This is a genomic window from Streptomyces sp. NRRL F-6492, assembly GCF_001280125.1.
In the GTDB taxonomy this organism is placed as follows: domain Bacteria; phylum Actinomycetota; class Actinomycetes; order Streptomycetales; family Streptomycetaceae; genus Streptomyces.
Map to the genome: position 1 here is coordinate 112072 of NZ_LGEG01000193.1, position 11583 is coordinate 123654.

Annotated in this window: 8 protein-coding genes and 1 pseudogene; 5 read left to right on the forward strand and 4 right to left on the reverse strand. The window is 75.6% G+C overall.

The window, feature by feature from the left end:
* Positions 1-14: 14 nt before the first annotated feature.
* A complete protein-coding gene (locus ADL08_RS15040; protein WP_107092081.1) occupies positions 15-2003 on the forward strand; it encodes an ABC transporter permease in 1989 nt (662 codons plus the stop codon).
* Between the two features lie 31 nt (positions 2004-2034).
* On the opposite strand, the gene ADL08_RS15045 is transcribed toward ADL08_RS15040, so the two are convergent.
* The gene (locus ADL08_RS15045) at positions 2035-5229 is read right to left on the reverse strand and encodes an AfsR/SARP family transcriptional regulator (protein WP_053643032.1); all 3195 of its coding nucleotides are present in this window, start codon (positions 5227-5229) and stop codon (positions 2035-2037) included.
* A gap of 427 nt (positions 5230-5656) precedes the next feature.
* On the opposite strand from ADL08_RS15045, the gene ADL08_RS15050 reads away from it, so the two are divergent.
* Entirely contained in the window at positions 5657-6094 is a 438-nt protein-coding gene (locus tag ADL08_RS15050; RefSeq protein WP_199837011.1) for a hypothetical protein, read from the forward strand.
* A 104-nt stretch (positions 6095-6198) separates the two neighbouring features.
* On the forward strand, positions 6199-7755 hold the full coding sequence (locus ADL08_RS15055) for a PQQ-binding-like beta-propeller repeat protein (protein ID WP_053643033.1): 1557 nt from the start codon (positions 6199-6201) through the stop codon (positions 7753-7755).
* Between the two features lie 52 nt (positions 7756-7807).
* Here the strand turns inward: ADL08_RS15055 and ADL08_RS15060 are convergent, their stop codons facing one another.
* A complete protein-coding gene (locus ADL08_RS15060; protein WP_078968345.1) occupies positions 7808-8644 on the reverse strand; it encodes an NADPH-dependent F420 reductase in 837 nt (278 codons plus the stop codon).
* Between ADL08_RS15060 and ADL08_RS38195 the strand changes: the two are divergent.
* Positions 8610-9172, forward strand: a pseudogene (locus ADL08_RS38195) (serine/threonine protein kinase); the annotation flags it as partial. The gene ADL08_RS15060 and the pseudogene ADL08_RS38195 sit on opposite strands and share 35 nt — an antisense overlap.
* Positions 9150-9335: a hypothetical protein gene (locus tag ADL08_RS37185; RefSeq protein ID WP_053643039.1), complete on the forward strand. Its 186-nt coding sequence runs from the start codon at positions 9150-9152 to the stop codon at positions 9333-9335. The pseudogene ADL08_RS38195 and the gene ADL08_RS37185, both read left to right, overlap by 23 nt.
* Before the next feature lie 157 nt (positions 9336-9492).
* On the opposite strand, the gene ADL08_RS15075 is transcribed toward ADL08_RS37185, so the two are convergent.
* Complete coding sequence (locus ADL08_RS15075; RefSeq protein ID WP_053643042.1) at positions 9493-10896, reverse strand: DEAD/DEAH box helicase; 1404 nt, start codon at positions 10894-10896, stop codon at positions 9493-9495.
* Between the two features lie 212 nt (positions 10897-11108).
* Positions 11109-11312, reverse strand: coding sequence for a cold-shock protein (locus ADL08_RS15080; RefSeq protein ID WP_015031667.1), 204 nt, complete (start codon positions 11310-11312; stop codon positions 11109-11111).
* Positions 11313-11583 lie beyond the last annotated feature (271 nt).

Genomic DNA, 11583 nt, shown 5'->3' on the forward strand with positions numbered 1-11583 from the left:
CTCCGGGACCGATGATGAAACCAGCAGGCATACGCGTCTCAGGGAGACGTCCCGGGACCCCCCGGCCGCCCCTCGCCCTCGCGCTGCCCGCGCTGGCGGCCGTGGCCTTCCTGGCACTGCCCCTGGTCGGCATCCTCGTACGGACCGAGTGGGGCGAGCTCGCCGGCCACCTGACGTCACCGGGGACCGTCGAGGCGCTGAAGCTGTCGCTCCTCGTCTCCTTCTGGGCGCTCGGCCTCTCGCTGCTCCTCGGGGTGCCCCTGGCCTGGCTCCTCGCACGGGTCTCCTTCCCCGGCAAGGCGCTCGTCCGCTCGCTCGTCCTGCTGCCGATGGTGCTGCCGCCGACCGTCGGCGGCGTCGCGCTGCTCCTGGCCTTCGGCCGGCGCGGACTGCTCGGGCCGTGGCTGGAGGGCACCTTCGGCATCACCCTGCCGTTCCACACCTCCGGCGCGGTGATCGCCGCCACCTTCGTCGCGATGCCCTTCCTGGTGATCAGCCTGGAGGGCGCCCTCGGCGGGCTCCGGCCCCGGTACGAGGAGACCGCGGCGTCCCTCGGTGCCTCACCGGTCCGCGTCTTCCTCACCGTGACGCTCCCGATGGTGGCGCCCGGAATCCTCGCCGGCGCGGCCCTCACCTGGGCGCGGGCGCTGGGCGAGTTCGGCGCCACGATCACCTTCGCCGGGAACCTGCCCGGCACCACCCAGACCCTGCCGCTCCAGGTCTACCTCCTGCTCCAGGAGGAACCCGAGGCCGCCACCTCCGTCTCCCTGCTGCTCCTCGCCATCGCGATGACGGTCCTCATCGCCCTGCGCGGACGCTGGACCGGCACCCCGCAGGACCGCAAGCGCCACCCCGCCCCCACGGAGGAACCGGACACGAAGGAACGGGCCACGGCGGGCTCGGCGACGGCGGAGCCACCGGCCGACGCCGCCCCGCCCGCCGCCCCGCCCGCCGCCCCGTCCGCCGGCCGTTGGGCCCTGCACGCCGACGTCACCGGCTTCACCGAGCTCACCCTCGACGCGGAGCCGACCACCACGATCGCCGTCGTCGGCCCCAACGGCGCCGGCAAGACCACCCTGCTCCGCGCCCTCCTCGGCCTCACCCCCCGCGCCCACGCGGACCTCCGGCTCGGCGACGAGGACGTCACCGCCCTGCCCCCGCACCGCCGCCACGTCGCGTGGGTCCCGCAGGACGGCGCGCTCTTCCCGCACCTGTCCGCCCTCGCCAACACCGCCTACGGCCTGCGCGCCCAGGGCGTCCCCCGCGCCGGGGCCCGCCGCGAGGCGCAGGCATGGCTCGACCGCCTCGGCGTCGGCCACCTCGGCCACCGCAAACCGGCACAGCTCTCCGGCGGCCAGGCCCAGCGCGTCGCCCTCGCCCGGGCGCTCGCCGCCCGCCCCCGGCTCCTCGTCCTCGACGAACCCCTCGCCGCCCTCGACCAGACCACCCGGGCCCACGTCCGGCACACCCTGCGCACCCACCTCGCCGGCTTCGGCGGCGTCTGCCTCATCGTCACCCACGACCCGGTCGAGGCCGTCTCCCTCGCCGACCGCGTCCTCGTCCTCCAGGACGGCCGCGCCCTCCAGGACGACACCCCCGCCGAGGTCACCCGCCACCCCAGGTCCCCCTGGGTCGCCCGCATGCTCGGCCGCAACGCCTGGCCCGGCACCGCCACCCCCGACGGCCTCGCACTCGACGGCGGCGGCACCCTGATCGCCGCCGAACCCCCGCCGCCCGGCACCCCGGCCCTCGCGATCGTCGCCCCCGAAGCGGTCTCCCTGCACCGCGAGCGTCCGGTCGGCAGCCCCCGCAACGTCTGGCCCGGCACCGTACGCGAGATCACCACCAGCGGCAGCCGCCTGCGCGTCCTGGTCACCTCCACGGAGGCCCCCGACCTCGTCGCCGAGATCACCCCGCAGGCCGCCGCCGAACTCGGCCTGGCGGACGGGGTGCCGGTCTGGACCGGCCTCAAGGCGACCGAGACGACGGTCGTGGCCCTCTGACCGGCGCGGCCCTCTCCGGCGCCCGGGCCCGTCAGGGACTCTCCCCCGGGGCCGGGGCCACGTCGCCGGCCAGGCCGTCGCGGGCCAGGCCGTACTCGTGGGGGTGGCTCTCGGCGCCGGGCAGGGCGAGGACGGCCTCGAACTCGCGGCGGGCCTCGGCGTGCCGGCCCGCGGCCGCGTAGGTGCCGCCCAGCCGGACGCGGACCTGCATCTCCAGCCACGTGCTGGTGTGCCGGGTCAGCGCGGACAGGGCCTCGTGGTGGGCGTCGACGGCCGGGCCCAGCCGGCCCAGGGCGTGCTCGGCGGCGGCGAGCCGGGAGAGCGTCGCCGCCCGCAGCGGCGGGTCCTCGGCCGCGCGGGCCAGGTCGGCCGCCCGCCGCAGCAGCCCGACGGCCTCCGCCGTCCGGCCCAGGGCCAGCTGGGCCTCGGCGACGAAGCACAGACTGCTGGCGACCGGACGGGGCCGGCCGCTCTTCTCGGCGAGCGCGAGGGCGGTGGCGTAGAGCGCCAGGGCCTCCTCGTACCGCCCCCGCCGGTGGTGGATCGCGCCCAGGTTGCAGGTCACGATCCCGGTCAGCCAGTCGTCGCCGAGCCCGGCCGCCCGCTCCACCGCCTCCTCCAGCCGGGCGGTGCCCTCCTCGACGCGGCCCAGCGTCCACTCCGTGACCCCCATGCCGGCGACGGCCCGGACGCGGTCCCGGGGGTCGCCGTGGCCGGAACCGTGGCGCAGCGCGTCGGCGAACCAGGAGTGCGCCTGCCGGAACCGTCCCCTGTGCACCTCCAGGAACCCCATGCAGTTGCGCAGCGAGGCGGGCATCCGCAGGTCGGAGGACCGGTCCGCACACGACAGGGCGAGCTCCAGGGCGGTCCGGCACTCGTGGTGGTTGCCCTGGCCGAGCAGGTGGTCGACCAGCGCCTCGGCGATCCAGCAGGCGTGGTCGAACTCCCCGGCGGCGACCGCGTAGGCCACCACGTCGACCAGCTCCCCGCCCGTCGCGCCCAGCCACGCGGACGCCTCCCGCCAGTCGGCGAACGGAGCGTCGCCGGCGTCCTCGGGCCCGGTGGGGAACGCGTCCGGACCCCAGTCGGCGGCGAGCCGCCCGGCGGCCGTGTAGAGCCGCAGGACGGCGTCCCGGTCCGCCGCGGCCTCCTCGGGCACCTCCTCGGCGAGCTGCCGGGCGTGGGCCCGTACGAGATCGTGCAGCCGGTACCGGCCGGGATGCGGCTGCTGCACCAGGCTCGCGTCGACCAGGTCCTCCAGGACCTCCTCGGCGTACCGCCGGGAACGGCCCAGCACGACGGCGAGCACGAGGTCGTCGAACCGGGCCGTCGGCGCCAGGCCCACCGCCCGGAAACCGCGCCGCAGCCCGGGGGCGAGCTGGTCGTACGACAGCCGGAACGCGGCCTCCACGCTGCGGTCCTCGGCCCGCAGCTCACCGAGGCCGCGCGCGTCGTCGGACATCCGTCCGGCCAGGAAGGCGAGGGTCCACGACGGGCGGTTCTGCAGCCGGGCGCCCGCGATGCGCAGCGCCAGGGGCAGTCCGCCGCAGCGGCGGGCGAGTTCGCGGGCCGCCTCGGGCTCGCGGTCCGCCCGGTCCGCGCCGAGGAGCTCGCGGAGCAGTCCGACCGCGACCCCGGTGTCCAGGGGCTCCACGGTGAGCCGTACGCCGGCGTCGAGACCCGGCAGGCGCTGCCGGCCCGCGACGAGGACCCGGCTCCCCGGCCCGGCGGGCAGCAGCGGACGCACCTGCTCGGCGCTGCGGGCGTCGTCCACGACGAGCAGCAGCCGCAGCCCGCTCGTGGCGGCCCGCCAGGCCGCGACCAGCTCCGTCAGGTCGTCCCGGCCGTCGTCCCCGTCCTGGGCGCCCGGCGGTTCGTCGGGGACCCCGTGGCCCCGGTCCCGGACCGCGCGCAGCAGCCGGCGCAGGGCCCGCCGCGGATCGACGGTCTCGTGGGCGGCGCCGTACGCGTGCAGGTCCACGAACAGGCAGCCGTCGGGGTGGGCGTCGGCCAGCGTCCAGGCGGCGCGCACCACCAGGGCCGTCTTGCCGACCCCCGCCGTACCGTCGACGGTCATCACGGACACCGCCCCCGGGGCCACCGGAGCGGTGAGGAGGGCGAGTTCCGCCTCGCGCCCGATCAGAGAGGCGGTGTCGCCCGGGAGTTCGTTGCGGTGCCGGCGGGGGCGGTGGGCCCGGTCGGAGGGGCCGGTGGGGTCGGGGTGACGGGGGTGCTCCCCGTGCCGGGGGCGGGGGAGGCCGGAGCCGTCGGCGAGACGGTGCTCGACGTCCGTGCCGGCGCCGGGCGCGCCGGGCCCTTGCCCGAACTCGCCCCCGACGGCGGGGAGGTGCCCGGCATCCGAACCGGGGCCGCCGTCGGGACCGGTACCGGCCCCGCCCCGTCGCCGCCGCCCGAGCAGGAGCCGGTCGTCCCGCCGCAGGACGGCCTGGTGCACACGGCGCAACTCCTCGCCCGGCTCCACGCCCAGCTCGTCGAGGAGCCGGCGGCGCGTCTCCCCGTAGACGGCCAGGGCCTCGGCCTGCCGGCCGCTGCCGTACAGCGCGCGCATCCGCAGGGCGGCGAGCGGCTCGTCGTGCGGCGGGGCCGGCGGCGCCGCCATGAGGCCGTCCAGGGCCTCCGCGTGACGCCCGAGCAGGACGAGGCACTCCGCCCGGTCCTGGAGGAGCGCGCGCCGCTGCCGGGCGAGCCGCTGCCGCTCGCTCCCGGCGAGGGGCCCCGGCAGCCCCGGCAGGGGCTCGCCGTGGAGCAGCTCCAGGGCCCGGCCGCCGTGGTCGAGCGCCGCGTCGAGGTCGCCGGCGGCCTTCGCCCGCCGGGCGTGGGCGACCCGTTCGGCGAGTTCGGCCAGATCGGTCCCGGCCCCCTCGGGCACGAAGCGGTAGCCGCCGCGCCCGCCGAGGATCACCGACCCGCCGGGCCCGGCGTCCGGCGCGTCGAGCGCCTTGCGCAGCGCGTAGACGTAGCTCGGCAGGACCCGGTGGCCGGTCCCGGGGGGCTCGGCGCCCCAGACGTCGTCGAGGAGCCGCTCGTACGTCACGAACGCCGGCGCGCGCAGGACCAGGGCGGCGAGGACCGCCTGTCTGCGCACCGGACCGAGGGCGATCCGCGTACCGCCGCGCCGGGCCCGGACGGATCCGAGCAGTTCGATCCGCAGGCGTTCCCCCGCGCCGGCCGGGTCCCCGCCCGGCCCGTCTGCCCGCTCGTCCACTTCGCGTCCCCGTGTCTTCCGTGCGCCGTGTGCCCGCGCCGTTCTTCAACGTCCTTGCTTCAACAGGATTTCATCGCCCTTGCAACGCGGTGCGCCAGGGTTGGCCGAGTTGTGTCGGGTACCCACGCATCGACGGGGGGCGGAGGTGCCGGGTGACGACGCACAGGGCGGGGCGGCAGTGTCGGCTGCCGCCCCGCGGCCGTCGAAGGGCCGGCCGCCGCGGCGGCCGGGACCGCGGACGCGGCCCGTCTCTCTCCCCCCCCGCACCGCCGAACTGCCGAGAGAGGTCCTCCCATGTCCCCTTCCCCGGGTTCCCCGGGCTCCCGGGCTCCCCGGGCACGTCCGGCGCACGGCCCACCCGCCGCGGCGGCCGCTGGGAGCGCTACCGCGTCGCCCATCCCTTCTCGGCCCGGGACCAGGCGGGTCTGTGGGGGCGATCGTGGGCATCGTCGGCCTCGCCCTGCTGCCCGGCCGGGCGCTCGACACGAAGGGCGGCGTCGTCGTCGCGGTGCTCCCCTTCGTCATCGGCCGGTACGAGAACCGGCGCACGGCGTTCCGGTTCGACGCCGCCGGCGCCCGGTTCGGCACCGTGCTGCTGCCGTGGAGCGACGCCACCCAGTTCGTCGTGGCCGAACCGCCGGGCGGGCGGCAGACGTTGATCGGCGCGCGGCTGAGGTCCGGCGCGACCCCGCCGACGGGCGCGGACGTGCCCCCGCCGCACCCGGCGATGCCCGCACCGGTCCATGTCGCCGTCCCGCGCGCCACGTTCGATCTGGCCAAAATGATCCGCAAGGCACGCGCGTACGCGCCCCCGCATGTTCGGATCGCGTTCGCCGGGCCGTCCGGCGAACGCGTCGCGCACTGAACCACACACTTCGATCGCGCGCGTGATCGCGCACGAGAACCGACGTCGGCGCCGGGTCCGGTGCGCACCGGACCCGGCGCCGACGTGAGGAAGGGGAAAGACCGATGGAACGCCCGCCGCAGCCCTGGTACGTGCCACGCCCGCCGCAGCGGACGGTTCCCGACAACCCGTACGCCCCGGAGGGATACGCCCCGCCCCCGCCCCCGGCGCCCGCCCGCCGCCCGCGCCCCGGCAGAGGGCCGGTGGTCGCCGGGATCGTCGCCCTCCTCGTCCTGGCCGGCGCCGGGACGTACGCCCTCCGGAGCGACCGGCAGGGGGGACCGGACGCGCCGCCCGCGGCGACGGGGACGGCGACCCCCTCCGGGACGCCGTCCGCACCCCGTACCCCCGCCGCCCCCACCCCCGCGCCGAAGCGGATCCCCACCACGGAGGAGATCAACGCGGGACGCGCGGCGGGGGACGCCACGGCGTGGATCGTCGACGACCGCAACGACCTGCCCCGGCGGAACGTCAAGCTCCACGACCTGTGGGTCGTCGGCGACACGGTCGTCCAGGCCGTGTACCGGAAGGTCGTCGCCCACCGCCTCTCCGACGGCGCCGAGCTGTGGAGCGTGCCGCTGCCCACTCCCGTCTGCGAGACACCGGTCCACCCGACCCCCGACGGCAAGGTCGTCGTGGTCCACAAGAGCACCCAGGCCCAGAACGGCAACCGGTGCAACCAGCTCCGGATGATCGACCTCCGTACGGGGAAGGCCGGTTGGCACAGGGAACTGACCGAGACCGGCTCCATGGACGACACGATCATCGTGCACACCGCCATCAGCGGGGACGTCGTCGCGGTCGTCCAGAGCATGAGGGCCGCCGCGTACCGCGTGGGCGACGGGACCAAGCTCTACGACATCCCCATGGAGAACCCCGGCGGCTGCTACCCCGACGACGTGGCGGGCGGCGCCCGGCTCCTGCTCACCTCCGACTGCGCGATCGGCACGGACCGGCGGAAGGCGTACAGCCAGCTCCGGGAGATCGACCCCCGCACCGGCAAGGTGCTCTGGCGCCACCGGACCCCGCAGGGCTGGAGGATCGGCAAGGTGATCTCCACCTATCCGGCCGTCCTCACCACGTTCCACGCCGAGGAGTACACCGAGAACTGGCGGGTCGTCTCCCTCGGGCCCGGTGGAAGGCCCCGCACCACCATCGACGCCAGGAAGAAGGGCTTCGCGTACTGCGGCGACGCCGGGGACGCGGGCGAGGGCGTCCAGAACTGCCCCGGCACCCTCGTCGGCGGGCAGGCCGTGTACCTGGGCGGAACCGACCGGGTCGGCGCCTACGACCTCGGCACCGGGAAACTCCTCTGGGGCGTGAAGTCCGGGGACGGCGGCACCCTCCACCCGCTGCGCGCGGAGGGCGGCGCACGGGCCCTCGTCTACGAGGCGCCCGGCACGGAGCGGCCCGGCGGGATCACCCGGTTCGGCCCGGGAGGCGTGGACACGAAGCAGGAGGTGCTGCGCCACCCCGCGCCGGCCCGCTCCACGGAACTCGGCATGTACGCCGGGAAACTGGCCTACGCGAACGGCCGGATCGTCATCACGCCCTCCCTCGTCGACGGCGACGACGCGCGGCACGAGGCCCGCATGCTGTCCTTCGCCCCGGAGGAGCCGTGAGCGGCCCGGCCCGGGACCACGCGGTCCTCCGGGCCGGGCGCGGTGCCCGTGCTCAGCCCCGGAAGGAGGCGGGGCGCTCGGGGGAGGCCTCGGCGAGGGCCTTGGTCACGGCGTCGACACCCGCCCGCAGCCCGTACACGGGGGTGTCGGGCTGCTGCCGCCAGGAGTCGTCGATGCCGCCGGCGTCGACCGTGTCGAAGCCGAGCTCGTCGATGAGGGCGCGGACGGTGTCCTTGGCGGCCTCGTCGTCACCGGCGACCGGCAGGGCGATCCGCTCGGGGTCGCCGGCCGGGCGCGGCAGGTCGAGGATGTCCTGGGCGTAGGTGCCGTTGAACGCCTTGACGACGGAATGGCCCAGGTGCTTCTCCGTCCACCGGCTCTCGGTCAGGCCCTCGTCCTCGATGGCGGCGATCCGTCCGTCGCGCTCCCTGGGGTAGTAGTTGCCGGTGTCGAGGACGACGAAGCCCTCGGCGGCGCCGGAGAGGACGTCGCCGGGCAGGTCGGGGACGTTCTTCAGGGGGATGGTCACGACGACCAGTTCCGCGCCGCGGGCGGCCTCGGTGACGGGGACCGGGGTGGCGCCGGTCTCCTCGGCGAGCGCGGTGAGCGTCTCGGGACCGCGGGAGTTCGCCACGGACACGGTGTGGCCGAGGGCCGTGAGACGACGGGTGAGGTTGCCGCCGATGTTGCCGGCGCCGATGATGCCGATCTTCATGACACGTCCTTCGTGAGCGCGGTGGGGGCGGATCCGGCGCGGCCCGGGAGCACGTCCCGGGTGCGTCCGGAGCGGCGCCGATGAGCGCCGCGAACCCCCCGTCGGTGAAGGAGAACGCCACGATCCGGAGGTTTCTTCCGTGCGACCGCTGATCCCCGGGGATCCGGCCGCCATCGGCCCGTACCGCCTGATCGCCCGGCTGGGCGCGGGCGGCACGGGCCTCGTCCACCTCGGCAGGTCGGAGACCGGGCGGACGGTCGCGGTGAAGGTGGTGCGGAGCGAGCACGCCCGGCATCCGGACTTCCGCCGGCGGTTCGCGCGCGAGGTGGCGGCCGCCCGCCGGGTGGGAGGGGAGTGGACGGCCGCCGTGCTCGACGCCGGCACCGAGGCGCCGGTGCCGTGGGTGGCGACCCGGTACATCGCGGGCCCCGACCTGACCACCGTCGTCGCCCGGGACTTCGGCCCGCTGCCCGAGCACTCGGTCCGCGTCCTCGCCCACCGCCCGGCCTCATGTCGCCGGAACAGGTCCGCGGTCTCGAACTCACCCCCGCCAACGACGTGTTCCGCCTCGGCGCCGTCCTGGTGTACGCGGCCACCGGCCGGCTCCTCTTCGGCGCCACGGAGACCGGGCTCCACGCGCGCCTCTTCCGGATCGCGGAGGAGGAGGCGGACCTGACCGGTGCGGAGGAACGGCTTCCCGATCACCCCGGAGAACCTGCCGGAAGCACTGGCGGAGTCCGTCGCGCGGATCAACGGGGCCGTTCTCGACGCCTACTCCGTCGTCTTCCGGTGCGCGGCGGGCCTCATGCTGCTGGCGGGCCTGCTCGCGGGCGCCCTGATCACGATGGGGCCCCGGGAACGCTGAGGAGCGGACCGCACCCGACCGGGCCCTCCGCTTCCGGGGCCCGTACGGGTGCGCGTACGGAGCGGTCCGCGTGCGCACCCGTGGGGCCGGGCCGATCCTGGCGCCGTGTCGCATCAGCAACCGCCACCCGGCTGGGGACAACCCCGGTCCGGCCGGGTCAGCCGCCCCGGCGGATCTTCGCCGCCTGACGGGCCTCGGCCGTCCGGCGGGCCTCGGCGGCGCGGCGGGACTCGTTCTTGGCGCGGCCCGGACGGCCCGGGACCGTGCCGATGCCGCGGAAGGCCGCGCCGCCGCGCTGGAGGCCCTCCTGGGTCGGCGCGCTGCCGGCGACCGGGACGCCCGAGGGCTTCCGGGCGCCGGTGATGCGGGTCAGCTCGGCCTCGCCGGAGCGGACCCGGGTGACGTGGGGGCGGATGCCCGCGTCCGCCATGACGCGGGCCACGTCCCGGCGCTCCTCGGGCGTGACCAGGGTGACGACGACGCCGGACTCGCCGGCGCGCGCGGTGCGCCCGCCGCGGTGCAGATAGTCCTTGCCGTCGGCCGGCGGGTCGACGTTGACGACGAGGTCGAGCGCGTCGACGTGGATGCCGCGCGCCGCCACGTTGGTGGCGACCAGGACCGTCACCTCGCCCGTCCGGAAGCGGTCCAGGGTGCGGGTCCGCAGCGGCTGGGACTTGCCGCCGTGCAGCGCCGCCGCCCGTACGCCGCTGCCGAGGAGGTGCTTGGTGAAGCGGTCCACGGCGTGCTTGGTGTCCAGGAACATGATCACGCGCCCGTCGCGGGCGGCGATCTCCGTGGCGGTGGCGAACTTGTCGGGGCCGTGCACGTGGAGCACGTGGTGCTCCATGGTGGAGACCGCGGCGGCCGACGGGTCGACCGAGTGCACGACCGGGTCGGCGAGGTAGCGCTCGACGAGCAGGTCGACGTTCCGGTCGAGCGTGGCGGAGAACAGCATCCGCTGCCCCTCGGCGCGCACCTGGTCGAGGAGCTCGGTGACCTGCGGCATGAAGCCCAGGTCGGCCATCTGGTCGGCCTCGTCGAGGACGGTGACCGCCACCCGGTCGAGACGGCAGTCCCTGCGCTCCACGAGGTCCATGAGGCGGCCCGGCGTCGCGACCAGGACCTCGGCCCCGTCGCGCAGCGCGGTCGCCTGCCGGCCGATCGACATGCCGCCGACCACGGTCGCCAGGCGCAGCCTCAGCGCGGCGGCGTACGGGGCGAGCGCGTCGGTGACCTGCTGGGCCAGCTCCCGCGTGGGCACCAGGACCAGGGCGAGCGGCCTGCGGGCCTCGGCCCGGCGTCCGGCGGTCCGTACGAGCAGCGGAAGGCCGAAGGCGAGCGTCTTGCCCGACCCGGTCCGCCCGCGCCCGAGGACGTCGCGGCCCGCGAGGGCGTCGGGCACGGTGGCGGCCTGGATCGGGAACGGCTCGTCGACACCCAGACGGCCGAGCACCCGGAGCACCTCGGCCGGCAGGCCGAGCTCGGCGAAGCCGCCGACCGATGTCGAGGACGACGCGGATTCGTCCTTCCGGGCGTCGTCCGTACGGGGTGTGCTGTTCATGTGACCTTCCTCGAAACGGTGCGCTTCGAGGAATTCACGACGGGCAACGGGCCCGTGAATTACCGCAACGTACCGAATGCCGTATGCGTGCGGATCCGGGCGTGCCGCGGGAGCGGCGAACGGCCTCCGGTCCGTGGGAAATCCGGAAAACACGACGGGCCGGCGCCCTCACCACACGGGTGAGGACACCGGCCGCGTCGGACGTGTCAACGTCAGGCGGGGAGGATGTTCTCCGCCTGCGGGCCCTTCTGGCCCTGCGTGACGTCGAAGGTCACCTTCTGGCCTTCCTGGAGCTCACGGAAGCCGGAGGTGGCGATGTTGGAGTAGTGGGCGAACACGTCCGGGCCGCCACCCTCCTGCTCGATGAAGCCGAAGCCCTTTTCCGAGTTGAACCACTTCACGGTGCCATTCGCCATGTCATATCTCCTTCGGGGCGTAGCCCTGGGAACCGCACTGTGCGGACCCCGGAGTCGCCGTGATGATTGCCCCGTCCGGAAACTGCACCGAAAACAAATCAAGTGCCTGACGATGTCGAATCGTCGAAGGCACTTGTAAGTATTTGGGAACCACAACTGCAACTGAGGTCGACTGTAGCACGTCGGCGGCTCCGGTGCGGGAAATCCACAAATCTCTCACCCGGGGCCATCGAGAACAAATTTCCGGCCACCGCCCCGGGCGCCCCCGCCC